General features: G+C 68.3%; 18 protein-coding genes. 9 read left to right on the top strand and 9 right to left on the bottom strand.

Annotated elements, in window-relative coordinates; translation table 11 throughout:
• The first annotated feature begins 95 nt into the window (after positions 1-95).
• The 7 genes from ABD355_RS26640 (at position 96) to trxA (ending at position 9,861) form a co-directional block, all read left to right on the top strand.
• A complete protein-coding gene (locus tag ABD355_RS26640; protein WP_344403197.1) occupies positions 96-2,486 on the top strand; it encodes a DUF6049 family protein in 2,391 nt (796 codons plus the stop codon).
• Positions 2,487-2,530: 44 nt separating this feature from the next.
• Positions 2,531-4,807: a murein biosynthesis integral membrane protein MurJ gene (gene murJ, locus ABD355_RS26635; RefSeq protein ID WP_344403195.1), complete on the top strand. Its 2,277-nt coding sequence runs from the start codon at positions 2,531-2,533 to the stop codon at positions 4,805-4,807.
• Positions 4,808-4,945: 138 nt separating this feature from the next.
• Positions 4,946-6,667, top strand: coding sequence for a serine/threonine protein kinase (locus ABD355_RS26630; protein WP_344403193.1), 1,722 nt, complete (start codon positions 4,946-4,948; stop codon positions 6,665-6,667).
• 31 nt (positions 6,668-6,698) lie between these two features.
• A complete protein-coding gene (sigM, locus tag ABD355_RS26625) occupies positions 6,699-7,436 on the top strand; it encodes an RNA polymerase sigma factor SigM (RefSeq protein ID WP_344403192.1) in 738 nt (245 codons plus the stop codon).
• Positions 7,433-8,350 (top strand): anti-sigma factor family protein, encoded by a 918-nt coding sequence (locus ABD355_RS26620; RefSeq protein ID WP_344403190.1) that lies wholly within the window; start codon positions 7,433-7,435, stop codon positions 8,348-8,350. The genes sigM and ABD355_RS26620 overlap by 4 nt, the downstream gene beginning before the upstream one ends.
• 168 nt (positions 8,351-8,518) lie before the next feature.
• The gene (trxB, locus tag ABD355_RS26615; protein ID WP_344403188.1) at positions 8,519-9,487 is read left to right on the top strand and encodes a thioredoxin-disulfide reductase; all 969 of its coding nucleotides are present in this window, start codon (positions 8,519-8,521) and stop codon (positions 9,485-9,487) included.
• Between the two features lie 41 nt (positions 9,488-9,528).
• Positions 9,529-9,861, top strand: a complete 333-nt coding sequence (gene trxA / locus ABD355_RS26610) for a thioredoxin (RefSeq protein WP_003991504.1) — start codon at positions 9,529-9,531, stop codon at positions 9,859-9,861.
• A 94-nt stretch (positions 9,862-9,955) separates the two neighbouring features.
• On the opposite strand, the gene ABD355_RS26605 is transcribed toward trxA, so the two are convergent.
• The 9 genes from ABD355_RS26605 to rpmH all read right to left on the bottom strand — a co-directional run bounded on the left by ABD355_RS26605 (position 9,956) and on the right by rpmH (position 16,905).
• Positions 9,956-10,573, bottom strand: coding sequence for a GNAT family N-acetyltransferase (locus ABD355_RS26605; RefSeq protein WP_344403187.1), 618 nt, complete (start codon positions 10,571-10,573; stop codon positions 9,956-9,958).
• A 328-nt stretch (positions 10,574-10,901) separates the two neighbouring features.
• Positions 10,902-12,002, bottom strand: a complete 1,101-nt coding sequence (locus ABD355_RS26600) for a ParB/RepB/Spo0J family partition protein (protein ID WP_344403186.1) — start codon at positions 12,000-12,002, stop codon at positions 10,902-10,904.
• Positions 11,999-13,072, bottom strand: coding sequence for an AAA family ATPase (locus ABD355_RS26595; RefSeq protein ID WP_115907067.1), 1,074 nt, complete (start codon positions 13,070-13,072; stop codon positions 11,999-12,001). The genes ABD355_RS26600 and ABD355_RS26595 overlap by 4 nt, the downstream gene beginning before the upstream one ends.
• Before the next feature lie 301 nt (positions 13,073-13,373).
• On the bottom strand, positions 13,374-14,090 hold the full coding sequence (gene rsmG, locus ABD355_RS26590) for a 16S rRNA (guanine(527)-N(7))-methyltransferase RsmG (RefSeq protein ID WP_344403185.1): 717 nt from the start codon (positions 14,088-14,090) through the stop codon (positions 13,374-13,376).
• A 119-nt stretch (positions 14,091-14,209) separates the two neighbouring features.
• Positions 14,210-14,722 carry a R3H domain-containing nucleic acid-binding protein gene (locus tag ABD355_RS26585; RefSeq protein WP_266957587.1) on the bottom strand — a complete coding sequence of 171 codons (513 nt, stop codon included), beginning with the start codon at positions 14,720-14,722 and terminating at the stop codon, positions 14,210-14,212.
• 15 nt (positions 14,723-14,737) lie between these two features.
• Complete coding sequence (gene yidC / locus ABD355_RS26580; RefSeq protein ID WP_344403183.1) at positions 14,738-16,021, bottom strand: membrane protein insertase YidC; 1,284 nt, start codon at positions 16,019-16,021, stop codon at positions 14,738-14,740.
• Between the two features lie 3 nt (positions 16,022-16,024).
• A complete protein-coding gene (gene yidD / locus ABD355_RS26575) occupies positions 16,025-16,378 on the bottom strand; it encodes a membrane protein insertion efficiency factor YidD (RefSeq protein ID WP_266957591.1) in 354 nt (117 codons plus the stop codon).
• Positions 16,375-16,746, bottom strand: a complete 372-nt coding sequence (gene rnpA / locus ABD355_RS26570) for a ribonuclease P protein component (protein ID WP_078912589.1) — start codon at positions 16,744-16,746, stop codon at positions 16,375-16,377. The genes yidD and rnpA overlap by 4 nt, the downstream gene beginning before the upstream one ends.
• A gap of 21 nt (positions 16,747-16,767) precedes the next feature.
• On the bottom strand, positions 16,768-16,905 hold the full coding sequence (rpmH, locus tag ABD355_RS26565; RefSeq protein ID WP_003956500.1) for a 50S ribosomal protein L34: 138 nt from the start codon (positions 16,903-16,905) through the stop codon (positions 16,768-16,770).
• 374 nt (positions 16,906-17,279) lie between these two features.
• Here rpmH and dnaA point away from each other — a divergent pair, with 374 nt between their 5' ends.
• Together dnaA and dnaN are read left to right on the top strand one after the other, a co-directional pair.
• On the top strand, positions 17,280-19,214 hold the full coding sequence (gene dnaA / locus ABD355_RS26560) for a chromosomal replication initiator protein DnaA (RefSeq protein WP_344403182.1): 1,935 nt from the start codon (positions 17,280-17,282) through the stop codon (positions 19,212-19,214).
• An 857-nt stretch (positions 19,215-20,071) separates the two neighbouring features.
• On the top strand, positions 20,072-21,202 hold the full coding sequence (dnaN, locus tag ABD355_RS26555; protein ID WP_030938963.1) for a DNA polymerase III subunit beta: 1,131 nt from the start codon (positions 20,072-20,074) through the stop codon (positions 21,200-21,202).
• The last annotated feature ends 120 nt before the right edge of the window (positions 21,203-21,322 follow it).

The following is a 21,322-nucleotide window of genomic DNA, read 5'->3' as shown; positions in this document are numbered from 1 at the left end:
CGGCAGTCCGCGGCACTTCCCCTCAGCGCGCATCGTTACCATGCGTGGACGCACATTCCGACGACCACTGACGACGACGAGGGACGGGCGAGCGCGTGGCCGAGGCGGCAGACTTCCAGGGGACGAGTCCCTCACCTGCCCGCCGGTGGCTGCGGCGCACCGGAGCACTGCTCGCAGGAGCGCCTCTGCTGGCCGGTCTCCTCCAGCTGCCCTCCGCGGCTTCAGCGAACGCGGCTGGTCAGACCGTCGCTCAGGACGCCTCGGGCTCGGGTTCGGTGGCCGTCGCCCTCGACTCGCTCAGCCCCGAGGTCCCCACGGACGGGGACACGCTGACCGTGTCGGGCACTGTGACCAACAACGGCAAGCAGACGGTCACCGGCGCCCATGTGGGACTGCGCGTGGGCCCTCAGCTGAACACGCGCTCGGCCGTCGCGGACGTCGCCCAGGACGGTGACAGCCTCCAGGGCGCAACCGGTTCGGAGATCGGCGGCAAGTACGTCGAGAAGTTCTCCCAGCTCACTCCGGGCGTCGCCGAGCCCTTCAGCATCTCCGTGCCGGTCGACAAGCTGAACCTCGGTGACGACGGGGTCTACCAGTTCGCCGTCTCGCTGTCCGGCCAGACCGCCGCTCAGCCGTGGGACCAGGTCCTCGGGATCCAGCGGACCTTCCTGCCCTGGCAGCCCGACGAGGCCGGCACCAAGACGAAGACGACCTTTCTGTGGCCGCTGGTGTCCACCGTCCACATGACGGCGGAGACGGGATCGAACGAGCAGCAGACACCGGTCTTCCTCAATGATGATCTCGCCAAGGAGATCTCTCCGGGCGGCCGCCTGGACGAGATGCTGTCTCTGGGCGAGAGCCTCGATGTCACCTGGGTGATCGACCCGGATCTGCTGGCCTCGGTCGACGCGATGACCCGCAGCTATCGGGTCCGGGCCGCCGGCAACACCACCACGGCGGGCACGCACCAGGCGGTCGCCAAGCAGTGGCTCGCCGAACTGCAGAAGGCGGTGGCCGACAAGGAGGTCGTCGCGCTGCCCTTCGCCGACCCGGACCTCGCCTCCCTCGCCCACAACGGCACGAGCGTGACCGGTTCGCTGAGCCACCTCAAGGAGGCCACCGACGTCGTCGCCAACACGGTGGAGCCGATCCTCCACGTGAAACCGAGCACGGACTTCGCCTGGCCCGTGGACGGTGCCGTCGATCCGTCGATCGTGAAGGTCGCCACCTCCGCCGGCGCCGACCAGGTCATCGCGCGCAGCGACAGCCTCCAGGAGACCGGCGGCCTGTCCTACACCCCCTCCGCAGCCCGCCCGATCGGCGGCGGCACCACGGCGGTGGTCGCGGACGCCCGCCTGTCGCAGGCGTTCGAGGGCGACCTCACGACGGCCTCTGACAGCACGCTCGCCGTGCAGCAGTTCCTTGCCCAGAGCCTCGCGCTCAACCTGCAGACGAACCAGCAGCGCAGCATCGTCGTCGCTCCGCAGCGCATGCCCACGACCCACCAGGCCCAGGCCATGGCCGACGCACTGTCGGCACTCGAGGGCGGCAACTGGTCCGAGGTCCAGAAGCTCACCTCGGCCGCGCATGCCAAACCGGACCCGGGTGCCACGACGAAGGTGCCGTCGACGTCCGCGTATCCGTCCTCGCTGCGCAAGCAGGAGCTGCCGCGCTCGGCCTTCGAGGAGATCGCGACCACACAGGACGAACTCGACAACTTCAAGGTCATCCTCAGCGACGAGTCCCGCGTGGTGACCCCCTTCGGGCGCGCCATGAACCGCGGGATGTCCACGTCGTGGCGGGGCAGCGCGGCCGCCGCGGCGAGCTTCCGCGACGACGTCGACAACCACCTCACCGATCTGACCGGCCAGGTCAAGCTGATCGACAAGTCCGACACCAAGCTCTCCGGACGCAGCGCCACCATCCCCGTGACCGTCCAGAACAATCTGGTACAGGGTGTCCAGCACCTGACGCTGCGCCTCACCTCGACGAGCCCCACCCGCCTCCAGATCGGCGGTCACGCGTACCAGGAGCAGCCCGTCACCGTCTCCGGCGGGCACAGCCAGACGGTGAAGTTCACCACGTCGGCCAAGGCCAACGGCCAGGCCACGGTGGTCGCCCAGCTGTACACGGAGGACGGCCAGGAATACGGCCACGCCGTCACCTTCGACGTCAAGGTCACCGAGTTCACGGCCACCGTGATGCTGGTCATCGGCGGTGGCTTCCTCCTGCTCGTCCTCGCCGGCTTCCGGATGTACACGCAGCGCAAGCGCGCGGCCGCGCGTGAGGCCGAGGAGGGCGGTCCCGACGAGGCCGGCGAGACCGCCGAGGACCCGGAGAACCCCGAGGGCCCCGAAGACCGTCTCAAGGAGGAGTCCGGCACCGACGCCCGGGCAGACGACCCTGAGCAGCCGAGTGACCCGACACCGGACACCGCACCGGAAAGCACCGACCCGTCCGGCACGGGTGAGAGAGTGGACCGTTGAGGATGTCGTGGCCGGTGGGCCCGGGACGATGAGGTGGGGTAACCATGAACGCGCCGTACGACGGTGACCGCGGCCAGGCCGCGGGCAGCTCGGGCCCCCCCGAGGGCCCGCTGCCCGAGCACGGCCAGGTACCGCCGCAGCCCCCCGCGGACATGTACCTCCAGGACGCCTACGACCAGGACCCCTACCGGGCGCAGGACCTCTCGGCGCAGGACCCGGTCGCCGAGGCCCTCTACGACCGTGCCGCCCACCCCCCGCCGCCCCCGGGGACCTACCAGCCGCAGCAACCGCTGTACTCCCAGCCGCCTCAGTCCCCGTACGCCCCCGACTCCCGGGTCTGGGCCCAGACACCGGCGCCGGAGCCGGACGGCCCGAGTCAGTACCTGCCCTACGGCGACGACCCCCGCACCACCCAGTACGTGGGCGTCGACGACCTGGTCACCCGGGCGGGCGAGGAGCTCCACGAGCCGGACGCCTTCGCGCATCTCTTCCGGGACCAGCAACAGAACGGCGGATACCCCCCGTCGGATACCCCGTCCGTGCCCGGACCGGCGGCCGCGCCGGGCGCGTCCTCGCCGACCCCGCAGTACCAGGCTGCGGCGGCGCCCACGCCCGCGAGCGACCAGACCATGAACCTCGGCACCACGCCGCCCGCGGCGCCGGTGCCGCCAGCAGCTCCTGTGGCCCCGGCGAAGAAGGGCGGGGGCCTGCTCAAGTCGAGCGCCGTGATGGCCGCGGGCACGATGGTCTCCCGCCTCACCGGCTTCATCCGCTCCGCCCTGATCGTCTCGGCGCTGGGCGTCGGTCTGCTCGGTGACACCTTCCAGGTCGCGTACCAGCTGCCCACGATGATCTACATCCTGACCGTCGGCGGCGGCCTCAACTCGGTCTTCGTGCCGCAGCTCGTGCGCGCCATGAAGGAGGACGAGGACGGCGGCGAGGCCTACGCCAACCGTCTGCTGACCCTGGTCATGGTGGCGCTGGGCGCCCTCACGGTCCTCGCGGTCCTCGGCGCGCCGCTCCTGATCCGCCTGCTGTCGGACTCGGTGGCCAGCGACCCGGCGGCCAACGCGGTGGGCGTCACCTTCGTCCGCTACTTCCTGCCCTCGATCTTCTTCATGGGCGTCCATGTGGTGATGGGTCAGATCCTCAACGCCCGTGGGAAGTTCGGCGCCATGATGTGGACGCCGGTCCTGAACAACATCGTCATCATCGTGACGCTCGGCATGTTCATGTGGGTCTATGGCAGCGCGGCCGACTCCGGCATGAAGGTCACGACCATCCCGCCGGAGGGCCAGCGGCTCCTCGGTATCGGTGTGCTGCTCGGCCTCGTCGTCCAGGCCCTGGCGATGATCCCGTACCTCCACGAGACCGGGTTCCGGCTGCGGCTCCGGTTCGACTGGAGGGGCCACGGCCTCGGCAAGGCCGTGACGCTCGCCAAGTGGACCGTCCTGTTCGTCCTCGCCAACCAGGCCGGCGCGATCGTCGTCTCCCAGTTGTCCACCTCGGCCGGGAAGGCCTCACCCGTCGACGGCACCGGCTTCGCCGCCTACGCCAACGCCCAGCTGATCTGGGGCCTGCCGCAGGCCATCATCACCGTCTCCCTGATGGCCGCCCTGCTGCCGCGCATCTCGCGCTCGGCGGCGGAGGACGACAGCGGCGCCGTCCGCGACGACATCTCCCAGGGCCTGCGCACCACGGCCGTCGCCATCGTGCCGATCGCCTTCGGCTTCCTCGCCCTCGGTATCCCGATGTGCACGCTGATCTTCGGCTCCTCCGGCGTCAGCGAGGCCACCAACATGGGCTTCATGCTGATGGCGTTCGCCCTCGGCCTGATCCCGTACTCCGTGCAGTACGTCGTCCTGCGCGCGTTCTACGCCTACGAGGACACCCGGACACCCTTCTACAACACGGTCATCGTGGCCGCGGTCAACGCGGGCGCCTCGGCGCTGTGTTACGTCGCCCTGCCGCCCCGCTGGGCCGTGGCCGGCATGGCCGCCTCGTACGGCCTCGCCTACGCGATCGGAGTCGGCGTCGCCTGGAACCGGCTGCGCAAGCGGCTCGGCGGCGACCTGGACGGCGCCCGCGTCCTGCGTACGTACGCCAGGCTCTGCATCGCCTCGGTGCCCGCAGCGGCCCTCAGCGGCGCCGCCTGCTACGAGATCGGCCACACGCTCGGCCAGGGCGTCGTCGGGTCTCTCGCGGCCCTGCTGGCCGGCGGCGCAGTGCTGCTCGGGATCTTCTTCCTGGCTGCCCGAAAGATGCGCATCGAGGAACTGAACTCACTGGTCGGCATGGTCCGCGGGCGTCTGGGGCGCTGACGCGGGGGTACGCGCACAACCATCGTCCGCCACCGTGTGTCGTGCATAGCGGCGGACTGTGGGCACAATTGGTTTCGGCGTCGGACAGCGCGCACGGGTGTTGGCCGGCGCGCATTGAATGGGGAGGCAGGAACGACGGTGGCGGAACGGAGCACGGCTGCCGTCGACGTGGCAGACAACAGCGGCGACCAACCGCTGACCGCAGAGGCGGACCAGTCCACGGCCGACGGGGTGGCCCAGAACCGGGAGCGGGACACGGAGATCGACGAGGCACAGGGGAGTGGCGGGACGGAAGGTCCCGGGAAGGCCTCACCACCCGAGCTGCACAGCGGCCACAAACTCGCCAGACGGTACCGGCTCGAGGAGTGCGTCACCCGTCTGGACGGATTCAGCAGTTGGCGTGCCGTGGACGAGAAGCTTCGCCGCGCCGTCGGCGTCCACATCCTGCCCGCGGACCATGCACGGGCCCGTTCGGTGCTGGCCGCGGCCCGCTCCTCGGCGCTGCTCGGTGATCCCCGCTTCGTCCAGGTGCTGGACGCGGTCGAGGAGAACGACCTCGTCTACGTCGTCCACGAGTGGCTGCCCGACGCCGCCGAGCTGACCACGCTGCTCGCCTCCGGTCCGCTGGAGCCGCACGACGCCTACCAGATGGTCAGTCAGATCGCCTCCGCAATGGCTGCAGCGCACCGTGAGGGCCTGGCCCATCTGCGGCTGAACCCCAACGCTGTGCTGCGTACCTCCAGCGGCCAGTGGCGCATCCGTGGCCTTGCCGTGAACGCCGCGCTGCGTGGCATCAGTTCGGACACCCCGCAGCGCACCGACACGGAGTCCGTCGGCGCGCTCCTGTATGCGGGGCTCACCCAGCGCTGGCCGTACGAGAACGACGCGTACGGTCTGGCGGGGCTGCCCAAGGACGTCGGTCTGATCGCACCCGACCAGGTGCGGGCCGGTGTCCACCGCGGTCTGTCCGAGCTGGCCATGCGCGCACTCGCCAACGACGGGGCGACCGCCTCCCGCCACGAATCCCCGTGCACCACGCCGGAGGAACTGGTGAAGGCGATCGGTGAGATGCCCCGCATCCGCCCGCCGGAGCCCGCGTTCACCGCGCCGCCGGAGTACCAGCGCACCACCTATCAGCAGGGCACGTACGGCCGCCCCGCCCCGCACCCCGGCGCCACCCAGCCGGTGCCGGCTCCCCCGGCCCCGCTGCAGAGCCGCACCGGCAAGGCCCTGAAGTGGGCCGTCTCGGCTCTCCTCATCGCGGCCCTGGGCCTCGGCAGCTGGCAACTCGCGGACGCGCTCATGGACAGCAGCAACAAGTCCGACGACACGAACAAGACGCAGACGAACGACGGGGGCGACAAGAACAGCGCCGCACCCAAGCCGACCAAAGCACTCCAGATCCAGAGGGCCCAGGAGTACGTCGCCACGGGTGACGCCCAACACCCCAACGACGTCGACAAGACGTACGACAACAACAGCTCCACGTACTGGCGCACCGCCAGCTACAAGGACGGCCCGGACATGAAACCGTCCTTCAAGCCCGGTGTCGGCATCGTCTACGACTTCGGCTCGGAGCAGGAGGTCTCCGCCGCTTCGATAGGGCTCCTGTTCGGCGGCAACCACACGACAGTCACGCTCTACGCGACGGACTCCATGAGTTCGTCGGTTCCGCTGACTTCGATGACGAAACTGGGATCCACGACGACCTCCGGCACGTCTGCCAAGGTGACAGTCGCCAAGCCGGTGAAGAGCCGGTATGTACTCGTGTGGTTCACGGCGCTGCCGTACGCGCCGGGGGACTCATACAGCGACCCGGGCTACAAGCAGGCTGTGACGGACCTGAAGTTCACCGGCTGAAAGCTCACCGCATCCCAGGGGAGGGGGTCCGATGGCAGATGACACCGCATACGGCGACGCAAGCGATCAGGACCTCCTGGCCCGCCATGTAGAAGGCGACCCGGACGCCTTCGGCGAGCTTGTGCGGCGTCATCGTGACCGGCTGTGGGCGGTGGCCCTGCGGACGCTGGGGGACCGGGAGGAGGCCGCTGACGCGGTTCAGGACGCCCTGGTGTCCGCCTACCGGGCCGCCCACACCTTCCGGGGGCAGTCGGCCGTCACGACGTGGCTGCACCGGATCACGGTGAACGCCTGCCTCGACCGCGCCCGCAAGGCCGCCTCACGCAAGACCTCCCCGGTCGACGACACCGAGCGGCTGGAGCAGCTGCTGGAGCCGCACGAGGAGGCATCGGCTCCCGCGGAGCGCAACGATCTGCACCGGCAGCTGCTGGAGGCACTCGGCACCCTGCCGCCCGACCAGCGCGCCGCCCTCGTCCTGGTGGACATGCAGGGGTACCCGGTCGCCGAAGCCGCCCGCGTGCTCGAAGTCCCCACCGGCACGGTGAAGAGCCGCTGCGCCCGTGGCAGAGCCAGACTTCTGCCGCTCCTCACCCATCTCCGGCCGGAAAACGCCGGTGGCCCCAAGGAACAGGGCGAGGGGCGGAACCGGACCCAGGGGACATCCGTCCCACCGGCAGCGGGACCGCCGACTGCCGGTCCACGCGGCAGAGGGCCGGATACCGGGCCAAGCGATTCAGCTGCTGTGAAGGGCGGAGGTGGGCGAGCGTGACATCCACGACGGACATGGCCGGACACCCGGACGTCGCCGAAATCTCCGACCTCACCGAGGGGCTGCTTCCGCCGTCCCGGGCTGCCGACGTACGACGGCACCTGGACGAGTGCGAGCTCTGCGCGGACGTCTACGCGTCCCTGGAGGAGATTCGAGGACTGCTCGGTTCGGTGCCGGGTCCGACCCGCATGCCCGCCGATGTCGCAGGCCGGATCGATGCCGCTCTCGCGGCCGAGGCACTGCTGAACGCGACGGCACCCGGTGTCACGGACGCCCCGGCGCTCGTCGGTGCGTCCCGTGTCGCGAACGACGCCGGTGACAGCGCGGGTGTTTCACGTGAAACATCGGCAACAGCAGACCGTACCGCGGGACATTCCCGCGCCTCCACCACCGGTCCGGGTCGCAAGCAGCGCAAGCGGGGCGGCCGCCGCAGGATCGCCATCCTGGGCACCGTCTTCACCGTCGCCGCACTGGGCTTCGGCTCGGTCCTGCTGACATCGCTGAACGACGGGAAACCACCCGCTAGTGAGGCCCATGGCGGGAAGTCCGCCGCTCCGGACACCTTCTCGGAGGCCAAGCTGGAGGCCCAGGTCGCCGGTCTCCTCAAGAGCCAGGGTTCGGGCAGCGCCTCGCATGCTCCGCACAGTCTCGGCGTGGAGGGCGGGAGCAACCAGCCCAAGATCTTCAAGGAGCCCACGATCCCGGACTGCGTCCGTAACGGCATCGGGCGCACGGACCCGGCCCTCGCGGCGAAGGAAGGGACCTACAAGGGCACGGACGTCCTGCTCGTGGTCATGTCCGACGCCTCCGCCAGTAACGAGGTGACCGCATACATCGTGGATGCGAGCTGTGTGAGTCATGCGTCCGCCGCCAAGGCGAAGGTTCTCCTGACGCACTCCTACACCCGTCCCTGAACGCACACGCTTCGTCTCCGTATTGCGTGGTATCCCGTACCGTGTCGCGTCTCCGTGTGCCCGGACACAGTGGGAATGCGCGCCCCTTAGGATCCGTTGGGTGGGGTGAGAGTTCTGAGAGAAGCTCCCCCGGTCCGACGACGCAGTCCAGAGACGAGGAAACAAGCCGTGAGCGACGTCCGTAACGTGATCATCATCGGCTCCGGGCCCGCCGGCTACACGGCGGCGCTCTACACCGCGCGCGCGTCGCTGAAGCCGCTCGTGTTCGAGGGCGCCGTCACCGCCGGTGGCGCGCTGATGAACACCACCGACGTGGAGAACTTCCCCGGCTTCCGGGACGGCATCATGGGCCCGGAGCTCATGGACAACATGCGTGCCCAGGCCGAGCGCTTCGGTGCCGAGCTCGTCCCGGACGACGTCGTCTCCGTCGATCTGACCGGTGAGATCAAGACCGTCACCGACACCGCCGGCACCGTGCACAGGGCAAAGGCCGTCATCGTCACCACCGGCTCCCAGCACCGCAAGCTCGGCCTGCCGAACGAGGACGCCCTCTCCGGCCGCGGTGTCTCCTGGTGTGCCACCTGTGACGGCTTCTTCTTCAAGGACCAGGACATCGCCGTGATCGGCGGCGGCGACACCGCGATGGAGGAGGCGACCTTCCTCTCCCGCTTCGCCAAGTCCGTGACGATCGTCCACCGCCGGGACACCCTGCGCGCCTCCAAGGCAATGCAGGAGCGCGCCTTCGCCGACCCGAAGGTCAAGTTCGTGTGGGACAGCGAAGTCGCCGAAGTCCAGGGCGAGCAGAAGCTCTCGGGTCTGAAGCTGCGCAACATCAAGACCGGCGAGCTCTCGGATCTGGCGGTCACCGGCCTGTTCATCGCGATCGGCCACGACCCGCGCACCGAACTCTTCAAGGGCCAGCTCGACCTTGACGAGGAGGGCTACCTCAAGGTCGCCGCTCCTTCCACCCGCACCAACCTGACCGGTGTCTTCGCCGCCGGTGACGTGGTCGACCACACCTACCGTCAGGCGATCACCGCCGCCGGTACCGGCTGCTCCGCCGCGCTCGACGCCGAGCGCTTCCTCGCCGCCCTTGCGGACGAGGAGCAGGCCGAGCCCGAGAAGACCTCTGTCTGACCTCCATCCGCCCCACGCACCAACCAGTTAAGGAGCCCGCCGTGGCCGGCACCCTGAAGAATGTGACCGACGACTCCTTCGAGCAGGACGTCCTCAAGAGCGACAAGCCCGTACTGGTGGACTTCTGGGCCGCCTGGTGCGGCCCCTGCCGCCAGATCGCGCCGTCTCTCGAGGCGATTGCCGCCGAGTACGGCGACAAGATCGAGGTCGTCAAGCTCAACATCGATGAGAACCCGGGTACGGCCGCCAAGTACGGCGTCATGTCCATCCCGACGCTGAACGTCTACCAGGGTGGAGAGGTCGCCAAGACCATCGTCGGTGCGAAGCCGAAGGCCGCGATCGTCCGCGACCTCGAGGACTTCATCGCCGAGTAGTCGGCAAAGCCGTCGAGTCGGCGGTGGATGTTTCACGTGAAACACGAATGGGCCAACCCGGAAGGGTCGGCCCATTCGCTTGTCCGGACCCCCTTCACAGCGGCCTCAGCACCGGCTCCTTCTGCACAGCCCCCAGCAGCCGGTCGAGCGCCATCTCCACGTCTTCCTTCCAGGACAACGTCGTCCGCAGCTCCAGCCTCAGACGCGGGTAAGTCGGGTGAGGACGGACCGTCTTGAAGCCCACGGCCAGAAGATGGTCGGCCGGCAGGACGCACGCGGGCTCCTTCCACCGTGCGTCCCCGAACGCCTCGATCGCCTTGAAGCCCCGCCTCAGCAGATCCTTGGCTACCGTCTGGACCATGACCCGCCCGAGCCCCTGCCCCTGATAGCCCGGCATGATGAACGCGGTCATCAGCTGCACTGCGTCGGACGAAACGGGACTCGTGGGGAAGGCCGTGGAACGCGGAACGTAGGCCGGAGGGGCGTACAGGACGAAGCCCACCGGTACATCGTCGACGTAGACGACCCGGCCGCAGGACCCCCAGTCCAGCAGGACCGCGGAAATCCACGCTTCCTTCTCCAGGGCGGACGTGCCCGCTTTTACCGCGGCCTCACCGCTGACTGGGTCCAATTCCCAGAAGACACACGCGCGACAGCGGTTGGGAAGGTCCTGAAGGTTGTCCAGCGTGAGCGGTACGAGCCGACGCCCCATGAAGCCTGTTCCTCGCTTCCCTCGCCCGCAGCGTCGCGGGCGGCTGTCAGAGCGCTCCGTTCCCTCAGCAGGCTGCCGACGAAGCCGCCGACCGCGCCCACTCCGAGACCTGCGCTCACCAGTCCGGTGCGGCTCATCGTTCGCATGGCCCCTGCCTCCCTCTCAGAGGTACTGCCAGGTGGATGCGCCATACCCGAACGCATCGTATCCACGAAGCGATTCCATCGATACTGCCTGAAAGCAAAGAGCGGGCCGTGTTCCGGTACACACCGGACACGGCCCACTCTTACGGCCCAGCGAGCGAAACCGCCCCTCGCCCACAGACCGCCTAGGCCTCGGGATCCTCGGAATCGTCCTCCAGGAGGCTCTTCTGCAGGACCGGTCCCTCGCCGGGAGCAAGGCTGCTCAGGATCCGCTCAAGGTCCTCCATGGAGGCGAACTCGACGGTGATCTTGCCCTTCTTCTGCCCCAGGTCGACCTTCACGCGCGTCTCGAAACGGTCCGAGAGACGGGTCGCGAGGTCGGTCAGCGCCGGAGAGACCCGCGCGCCGGCCCGAGGGCCCTTGGACCGCTGGGCCGTCTGCGGCCGCGACCCCATCAGAGTCACGATCTCCTCGACGGCTCGCACGGACAGTCCCTCGGCCACGATCCGGTGGGCCAGCCGGTCCTGCTCCTCCGAGTCCTCGACGGAGAGCAGCGCCCTCGCATGACCGGCGGACAGGACCCCGGCAGCCACCCGGCGCTGGACCGCCGGCGAGAGCTTCAGCAGCCGCAGCGTGTTGGAGACCTGGGGCCGGGACCGACCGATCCGGTCGGCCAGCTGGTCGTGCGTGCAGTTGAAGTCCTTCAGAAGCTGGTCGTAGGCAGCAGCCTCTTCCAGCGGGTTCAGCTGCGCCCGGTGCAGGTTCTCCAGCAGGGCGTCCAGGAGAAGCTTCTCGTCCTCCGTGGCCCGCACGATCGCCGGGATCGCGTCCAGGCCGGCCTCACGGCAGGCCCGCCAGCGCCGCTCGCCCATGATGAGCTCGTAGCGGGCGGGGCCCAGCTGCCGTACGACGACCGGCTGGAGGAGGCCCACCTCCTTGATGGAGGTGACGAGTTCCTGCAGCGCGTCCTCGTCGAAGACCTCACGCGGCTGGCGCGGGTTCGGCGTGATCGCGTCGAGAGGAAGCTCCGCGAAGTGGGCGCCCACAGGAGACGCGGGCGCCTCCGCGAGGCCGTTCAGCGACGGCTCCTCGGTTTCATGTGAAACAGGCGGCAGCGTTGTCACCTTCGCCGCGGCCACACCCCGGTCGGTGGTCAGCACCGGCACCGCCGACGGCGACGCAGAACCTGCGCCCCCCATCGCGGCCGGAGTCGGTGTCTTCTCCGTCGGGGCAGCAGGGATCAGCGCGCCGAGACCACGGCCCAAACCCCTCCGTCGCTCGCTCACTGAATCCCCTCCACCATGCTTGGATCACTCTGGGCGCCGATATGGGCATGCGGCGCGTCGTAGGACACACCCACACCCTTCAGCGCGATTTCTCGTGCCGCCTCAAGATAGGACAGAGCACCGCTCGATCCCGGATCGTAGGTCAGCACCGTCTGCCCATAACTCGGCGCCTCGGAGATACGGACCGAGCGGGGAATGCTCGTCCGCAGCACCTCGTCGCCGAAGTGGCTGCGCACCTCGTCCGCGACCTGCGACGCGAGGCGCGTCCGGCCGTCGTACATGGTGAGCAGGATCGTCGATACATGCAGTGTGGGGTTGAGGTGCCCCCGCACCAGGTCGACGTTGCGCAGCAGCTGGCCCAGACCCTCCAGCGCGTAGTACTCGCACTGGATGGGGATGAGGACCTCCGCGCCGGCCACCAGCGCGTTGACCGTCAGCAGGCCGAGCGAAGGGGGACAGTCAATCAGGATGTAGTCCAGCGGCTGCTCATAGGCCTGGATGGCTCGCTGCAGTCGGCTCTCCCGTGCCACCAGGGACACCAGCTCGATCTCCGCACCGGCGAGATCGATCGTGGCGGGGGCACAGAAGAGACCCTCGACATCGGGAACCGGCTGGACGACCTCCGCGAGGGGCTTGCTTTCGACCAGGACGTCGTAGATGGACGGCACTTCGGCGTGATGGTCGATCCCCAGCGCAGTGGATGCGTTGCCCTGAGGGTCGAGGTCGATCACCAGGACGCGGCCGCCGTGCAGGGCCAGGGAGGCGGCAAGATTGACGGTGGTCGTCGTCTTGCCGACACCGCCCTTCTGGTTGGCGACCACCATGACGCGTGTCTGCTCGGGCCGTGGCAGGCCCTCGCCTGCGCGGCCCAGAGCCTCCACCGCCAGTTGGGCAGCACGACCGATCGGAGTGTCGTCCATCGGAGGCGGTGTTTCACGTGAAACATCCTCCCCCATCGACTCGGTACGGGGACCGGGGACCGGATCGGTCATCGGTCCCGCGATGTTGGCGTCGGACCGCAAGGATTCACTCTCCTCGACTTCAGGCTCGCAATGAACAGAGCCTCCCATGTCTTCGGGGTCGTGAACCAGTGAGGCCTGTTGTTCTGTGGAGAAATCCACCTCTGTGGACAACTCGACCCCCCTCACGGGGGACCGGATCTCGTCGGATACGGGTGCCTCTCCGAGTGAACCGAGAGGCTTACGGTCGCGGGGTTCGGCAGCGGCGCGGCCGCGACTGATGATGCCGTGGAGCAGTGAGCGACGTTTCACGTGAAACACGATGCACAGCAGCGGTGGCCGAACTGTCGCGACACTCCGGCGTGCGTAGGTTTGGCAGCTTGTGTGGAGTACGTCTCGTCGTCAGGCCGGATCAGCGGCGCCGGCGTGCCCGCCCCGCCCGTGCGGCCTTGGCCTTCTTCGCAGCGAAGCGGACACCGCCGGGGCTCTCCCCGACCTCGACCCGCACGACCGTGGACGGAGGATCCACCACCCCTTCACCCACATGCAAGATGGACGTCTCCACCGCACCCAGCTTGCTGAGCGCCGTGCCCGCGCTCTTGAGCTCCTCCTCAGCGGTGTCACCCTTGAGCGCAAGCATCTCCCCGTACGGCCGCAGCAGCGGAATGCCCCACGTGGCCAGCCGGTCCAGCGGAGCCACGGCCCGCGCCGTCACTACATGCACCGACGGCACCTTGCCCATGACCTCCTCGGCACGGCCGCGGACAACCGTCACATGGTCCAGCCCGAGCAACTCCACGACCTCGGTGAGAAAGTTCGTACGCCGCAACAGCGGTTCCAGCAGTGTGATCTTCAGGTCCTCACGGACCAGTGCCAGCGGAATGCCCGGCAGGCCGGCACCCGAGCCGACGTCGCAGACCGTCACGCCCTCGGGCACGACCTCGGAAAGCACCGCGCAGTTCAGCAGATGGCGCTCCCACAGCCGAGGCACCTCACGCGGGCCGATCAGACCGCGCTGCACACCCGCCTCAGCGAGCAGCTCCGCATAGCGGACCGCGTCCGCGAAGCGATCACCGAACACCGCGCGCGCCTGCTCGGGCGCAGGGGGAAGCTCCGCTGCCTCCGTCACGGGGACCGTCCTTCCGTACCGCATCAGCGCACCGAGCGCCGAGACCACCAGAACTATCAGGCTGACAAAGCTCGGCCCCGCCTGCGCTACAGACGGGGCCGGAGGAACGTACGGACCGATCAGGCCGGGAGCACAACGACGAAGCGCTGCGGCTCCTCGCCCTCGGACTCGCTGCGCAGGCCCGCAGCCTTGACGGCGTCGTGCACGACCTTGCGCTCGAACGGCGTCATCGGCTTCATCTTCACGGGCTCGCCGGTGCTCCTGACCTCGGCGGCCGCCTTCGCACCCAGCTCGGAAAGCTCGGCGCGCTTCTTTGCACGGTAGCCGCCGATGTCCAGCATCAGCCGACTGCGATCCCCGGTCTCCCGGTGCACGGCCAGGCGCGTGAGCTCCTGCAGCGCCTCAAGCACCTCACCGTCACGGCCGACCAGCTTCTGCAGGTCTCGGCTGCCCGCGTCGCTGATGATCGAGACAGCGGCGCGGTCGGCCTCGACGTCCATGTCGATATCGCCGTCGAGATCGGCGATGTCCAGCAGACCCTCGAGGTAGTCCGCCGCGATCTCGCCCTCCTGCTCCAGGCGGGTAAGGGTGTCTGCACCCTCGGCAGCGGCGGAGGTGGTGCCTTCCGTCACGGGATGGGCTCCTTCTTACTTCTTGGACGGGGACTTGGGGCGCTGCGGGCCCTTGCGCTGCCCGGACTGAGCCTTGCTGCGGGTACCGCCGCCGGGCTTCGGCTCGGCCTTCTTCGCAGCGGCGGAGGGCTTGGCGTCCTCCGGCTCGTCGGACTTGCTCAGCGACGTCTTCGGCTCGGAGTCGCCGGGCACCTTCGCAGTGCCCGACTGACGCTGGGCCTTGCTCTGCCGCTTGGGCTGCTGGCGCTTGGGAGCGGCGGCGCCACCGGTGGTCGCCGTACCGTCCTCGGACTGGGCGGCGGCAGCGCTCTCGCTCTTCATCACGGTGCCGTCGGTCTGGGCAACGAGACCCGCCTTGTTCAAGGCGTTGATGAACTTGCGCTCGAACTCGTTGCGGTCCCGGCCCTTGGCGACGATCGCCTTGACGATGGTCTTCTCGCTCCGCTTGCGGGTCTTGCCGTGCTGCGTGACGTGCTTGGTCAGGCGCTCCAGATAAGCGGCCTGGGCCTTGGAACCCGGGGTCGGGTTGTTGTGGATGACGTACATCTGCTGGCCCATGGTCCACACGTTGGTGGTCAGCCAGTAGACGAGGACACCGACCGGGAAGTTCACACCGAAGACGGCGAACATGACCGGGAAGACGTACATCAGCATCTTCTGCTGCTGCATGAACGGCGTCTTCACCGTGGTGTCGACGTTCTTCGTCATCAGCTGGCGCTGCGTGTAGAACTGCGACGCCGACATCAGCACGATCATGATCGCGGTGACGACACGGACGTCGGTCAGCGAGGCGCCGAGAGCGGTGATCTGGCTCTCGCTGCTGAAGAACTTGGCGGCCAGCGGGGCGCCGAAGATGTGCGCGTGACGGGCGCTGGCGAGCAGCTGATCGTCGATGACGCCGATCGTCTTGCCCGTCGCGATGCCGTTGAGCACGTGATACAGGGCGAAGAAGAACGGGGACTGCGCCAGGATGGGAAGGCACGAGGAGAGCGGGTTGGTACCCGTCTCCTTGTACAGCTTCATCATCTCTTCGGACTGGCGCTGCTTGTCGCTCTTGTAGCGCTCCTGGATCTTCTTCATCTCAGGCTGCAGGGTCTGCATGGCCCGGGTCGACTTGATCTGCTTCACGAAGAGCGGGATCAAGCAGATACGGATCAGGATCACCAGGGACACGATGGACAGGCCCCAGGCCCAGCCCGTGTCGGGACCGAAGATCTTCCCGTACATCGAGTGGAACTGGACGATGACCCATGAAACGGGTGTCGTGATGAAGCTGAAGAGGCTGGCAATCGTGTCCACTAATCATGCTCCTTGGGCATGGGACGAGGTCTCTGCGGCCGGGCTCGAAGGAAGATTCTCCTCGGTGGCCGGTTCGCCGGCGGAGGGCCCGCCCTTGCGTGCACGCCAGGCGCCACGCAGCATTTCGTGCCACCGCGGGCGCTTGCGCGGCGGGACATGATCCACACCGCCCAGCGACCACGGATTGCACCGCAGGATGCGCCACGCGGTGAGCGCAGTGCCCTTGATCGCACCATGCCGGTCGATGGCCGTGTAGCCGTAGTGGGAACACGACGGGTAGTACTTGCACACCGGCCCGAGCAGCGGACTGATCGTCCACTGGTACAGCTTGATCAGAGCCAGCAGCGGGTACTTCATCGCGCGCCCCCTCCCAGCAGCCGCTCGATGGCGGCATCCAGGTCTCGGGCCAGTTGTGCATGGTCGGCGTCGCCCGCACCGGGCAGCGCTCGTACGACTACCAGGCTACCGGGGGGCAACAGGGCGACTCGGTCACGCATCAGGTGGCGCAGTCTGCGCTTGACCTTGTTGCGTACCACCGCACCACCCACAGCTTTGCTCACGACGAAACCCGCACGCGTCGGGGGAGCGCTCTCCCCAGGCGCGTGCGGGTCCGTGGCACCGCTACGAAGATGGACGACGAGGGACGGGCGTCCGGCCCGGCGCCCCCGTCGTACCGCGGTCGCGAAGTCCTCGCGCCGCCTCAGCCGGTTCTCGGTGGGCAGCACGACGGCATGACCTGACCGGGATCAGGCGGAAAGGCGGGCGCGACCCTTGCTACGGCGGGACGCGAGAATCGCGCGGCCGGCACGGGTGCGCATACGCAGCCGGAAGCCGTGGGTCTTGGCGCGACGACGGTTGTTCGGCTGGAAGGTGCGCTTGCTCACTCGGGGGCTCCAGAAATCAATCGGTAGTGGCGGGGTGCCGTCCTGGCTGTCACCGTGCGCCCACGAGTAGCTCGCAGTAACGCCCGAGTGCACCGCTTCCCGATCACCCAAATGATCTGTGCCCATCGGAGGCAGGCGGCAGCAGCCATCGACAACTCGACCTGGTTACGGTACGCGGGGCTACGCCATCCGGTCAAACCAGCGGTCACTGGGAGACACTATCCACAGCCTGGGGACAACAACTTGAACCGCACCCGTCGCCCTGACTACCGTGGCTGAACTCCGATTCGTTCCCTTGTACCTGCCCCACCCCATTTGAATCCCGACCCGTCCCACAATCACACGTTCGTGGGACCCGTGAGAGAGCGTGCCCTGTGGCTGACGTACCTGCCGATCTTGCCGCAGTGTGGCCACGAGTATTGGAACAACTTCTCGGCGAGGGCCGAGGGCAGGGCGTAGAGACCAAGGACGAGCACTGGATCCGGCGCTGCCAGCCACTCGCGCTGGTCGCCGACACCGCCCTGCTCGCCGTCCCCAACGAGTTCGCGAAGGGCGTGCTCGAAGGCCGCCTCGCCCCCATCGTCAGCGAAACCCTGAGCCGCGAGTGCGGCCGCCCGATCCGCATCGCGATCACCGTCGACGACTCCGCGGGCGAACCCCCCGCCCCGCCGGCACCCCCGGCCCGCCCCCAGCCGCGCTACGAGGAACCCGAACTCCCCTCCGGGCAGTACGACGGCTACGGCCGCCACCGTGCCGACGACCACCGGGTGAACCGCGCCGAGCAACTCCCCGGCGACCCGGGCGACCAGCTGCCCACCGCCCGCCCGGCCTACCCCTCGGAGTACCAGCGCCCCGAGCCCGGCGCTTGGCCGCGCCCCTCGCAGGACGAGTACAGCTGGCAGCAGCAGCGCCTCGGCTTCCCCGAGCGGGACCCGTACGCATCGCCGCCCCAGGACTCCTACGGCTCCCCGGCCCAGGACTCGTACGCCCCACCCCCCCAGGACTACCGTCCGCAGTCGATGGAGCGCCCGCCGTACGAAGCGCCGCGACCCGACTACGACCAGCCGCGCCCGGACTACGACCAGCCGCGCCCGGACTACGACCAGCCGCGCCCCGACTACGACCAGCGCGACGCCCGCCGGGAACTGCCCGAGCAGCCCTCCGGCTCCGGGCACGTCCACCGCGGCGGCCCCGTCGGCTCCTCGCTGCCCGCCTCCAGCGGCGCCCCCGGCCCGCTGGCCGCGAAGCCCGCGCCGGCCACCGGTCCCGGCGAGCCCACCGCACGCCTCAACCCGAAGTACCTCTTCGACACGTTCGTCATCGGCGCCTCCAACCGCTTCGCACACGCCGCCGCGGTCGCCGTCGCCGAGGCACCGGCGAAGGCGTACAACCCCCTGTTCATCTATGGGGAGTCGGGACTCGGCAAGACCCACCTGCTGCACGCCATCGGGCACTACGCGCGCAGCCTCTACCCGGGTACACGTGTGCGTTATGTGAGCTCGGAGGAGTTCACCAACGAGTTCATCAACTCCATCCGCGACGGCAAGGGCGACAGCTTCCGCAAGCGCTACCGCGAGATGGACATCCTGCTCGTCGACGACATCCAGTTCCTCGCGGACAAGGAGTCGACGCAGGAGGAGTTCTTCCACACCTTCAACACGCTCCACAACGCCAACAAGCAGATCGTGCTCTCCAGCGACCGACCGCCCAAGCAGCTGGTGACGCTGGAGGACCGGCTGCGGAACCGTTTCGAGTGGGGTCTGATCACCGACGTCCAGCCGCCCGAGCTGGAGACCCGCATCGCGATCCTGCGCAAGAAGGCCGTGCAGGAACAGCTCAACGCCCCGCCGGAGGTGCTGGAGTTCATCGCCTCCCGCATCTCGCGCAACATCCGCGAACTGGAGGGCGCGCTGATCCGCGTGACGGCGTTCGCGTCGCTCAACCGGCAGCCGGTGGACCTGGGCCTCACCGAGATCGTCCTCAAGGACCTGATCCCCGGCGGTGAGGACTCGGCACCCGAGATCACCTCCACGGCCATCATGAGCGCGACCGCCGACTACTTCGGCCTCACCGTCGAGGACCTGTGCGGCACCTCACGCGGCCGCGCGCTGGTGACGGCCCGCCAGATCGCCATGTACCTGTGCCGGGAGCTGACGGATCTGTCCCTGCCGAAGATCGGTGCACTGTTCGGAGGCCGCGACCACACCACGGTCATGCACGCCGACCGCAAGATCCGCAATCTGATGGCCGAGCGACGCTCCATCTACAACCAGGTGACCGAGCTGACGAACCGCATCAAGAACGGCTGACAGCCACAGACGCACCTCGTCGAGGGCGCTCCGGGACACGCTCCCGGGGCGCCCTTCTTCATGCCGGGGATGCCCGCTGTTCGATTACCTGCCGAGTTACGGCCGCTCTCCACAGATTCGTGAACTTTCTGCTGTCCACATGCTGGGGACTGCGAAGTTGTCCAGAGCTCGGTCCACAGCCTGCCTGTTGAACAACCATCCAAGCAGCTCAAGGGGCTGTGGAACGGTGGACGAACGATCTCCACAGACTGTGGACGGAGAACTGATCCACAAGCTGTGCACGAAGTTGTCCACCGGCAACCCACAGGCTGGGCTTGATTGTCCCCAGCAAACACCACCTTCTCCACAGCGCTGTCCACTGTTCGGCAACGTGACGCGCCTGATCACCGCGTCGAGTGAAAGGCGTCACACAAAGCTGCCGGGGCGGGCTGTGGGCAACGGGGCCAAAGCTGGGGACGGCGCTGGGGAGAACTCACCTCAGGCTGTGCACGGAGTGTGCAGAACTTTCCGTTCTCCACAGATCTGCAAAGTTGTCCACTGTCTCCGCCCACAGGGGCCGTGGACAAAATCTCGCCTCTGAGCTGGGGAAACGAGGTTATCCACGGTTTCCACAGCCCCTACTACTACTCCCGACTAGAGAGAGCGAGAAGTTCGTTTCGAAGGGGGTCCTGTGCACAACTTGCCGCTCGGCTCCCGGCTGGCCCTCGTCACGACTTGACCCCGAGAGGCACCTACTGTCAGTGCCGTGCGTCAGACTGTTCCCCGGTGTCCTTCCCACCGCAGGGACCGACGACACCGAGACAGACGACGAAGCCAGGCAGGGCGAGAAGCGCCGGCAACAGCAGGAGGCGGCAACAGTGAAGATCCGGGTGGAACGCGACGTACTCGCGGAGGCAGTTGCCTGGGCGGCGCGCAGCCTCCCGGCCCGTCCGCCGGCGCCTGTCCTCGCCGGCCTCCTGCTGAAGGCCGAGGACGGTGCTCTGAGCCTCTCCAGCTTCGACTACGAGGTCTCCGCGCGGGTGTCCGTGGAGGCGGAGGTCGAGGAGGAGGGCACCGTCCTCGTCTCAGGCCGGCTACTCGCCGACATCTCCCGCGCGCTGCCCAACCGGCCCGTAGAGATTTCCACAGACGGTGTACGGGCGACCGTGGTCTGCGGTTCCTCCCGATTCACACTCCACACCCTGCCTGTGGAGGAGTACCCGGCGCTGCCGCAGATGCCGAACGCCACGGGCACCGTCCCCGGTGAGGTCTTCGCCTCCGCCGCCGCCCAGGTGGCCATCGCGGCCGGCCGTGACGACACGCTGCCCGTCCTCACCGGTGTGCGCATCGAGATCGAGGGCGACACCGTCACCCTGGCCTCCACCGACCGCTACCGCTTCGCGGTCCGCGAGTTCCTGTGGAAGCCGGAGAACCCCGAGGCCTCCGCGGTCGCCCTGGTGCCCGCCAAGACGCTCCTGGACACCGCCAAGGCCCTCACGAGCGGCGACAGCGTGATCCTGGCGCTGTCCGGCTCGGGCGCGGGCGAGGGGCTGATCGGTTTCGAGGGCGCCGGGCGCCGCACCACCACCCGCCTCCTCGAGGGCGACCTCCCGAAGTACCGCACGCTGTTCCCGACGGAGTTCAACACCGTCGCCGTCATCGAGACCGCCCCCTTCGTGGAGGCCGTCAAGCGTGTGGCCCTGGTCGCCGAGCGCAACACCCCGGTGCGGCTGAGCTTCGAGCAGGGCGTGCTGATCCTGGAGGCCGGCTCCAGTGACGATGCACAGGCTGTGGAACGTGTGGACGCGCAGCTGGAAGGCGACGACATCTCGATCGCCTTCAACCCGACGTTCCTCCTGGACGGCCTGAGCGCCATCGACTCGCCGGTGGCGCAGCTGTCGTTCACGACGTCCACCAAGCCCGCGCTGCTCAGCGGCAAGCCGGCGCTGGACGCCGAGGCGGACGAGGCCTACAAGTACCTGATCATGCCTGTGCGGCTCAGCGGCTGATCGCTGTCCTCAGAGAATCCGCAGGTCGGGGCGTACTTATGAGCGGGTATGCCCACAGGTGTGCGCGAGCGTCCGGGTTTAGGCTCGGACGCAGGTACGAACGTGCCCCACACGCCACAC

The sequence above is a fragment of the Streptomyces longisporus genome (assembly GCF_039532765.1).
GTDB lineage: Bacteria > Actinomycetota > Actinomycetes > Streptomycetales > Streptomycetaceae > Streptomyces > Streptomyces longisporus.
The sequence above is the reverse complement of the archived record's forward strand: the minus strand, read 5'-3'. Positions and strand labels throughout refer to the sequence as shown.

Bases quoted from the DNA above. Each gene is read 5' to 3' on its own strand.
- murJ (WP_344403195.1), top strand. From the start codon at position 2,531: ATGAACGCGCCGTACGACGGTGACCGCGGCCAGGCCGCGGGCAGCTCG.
- sigM (WP_344403192.1), top strand. From the start codon at position 6,699: ATGGCAGATGACACCGCATACGGCGACGCAAGCGATCAGGACCTCCTG.
- ABD355_RS26605 (WP_344403187.1), bottom strand. From the start codon at position 10,573: ATGGGGCGTCGGCTCGTACCGCTCACGCTGGACAACCTTCAGGACCTT.
- ABD355_RS26595 (WP_115907067.1), bottom strand. From the start codon at position 13,072: ATGGGAGGCTCTGTTCATTGCGAGCCTGAAGTCGAGGAGAGTGAATCC.
- yidD (WP_266957591.1), bottom strand. From the start codon at position 16,378: ATGAAGTACCCGCTGCTGGCTCTGATCAAGCTGTACCAGTGGACGATC.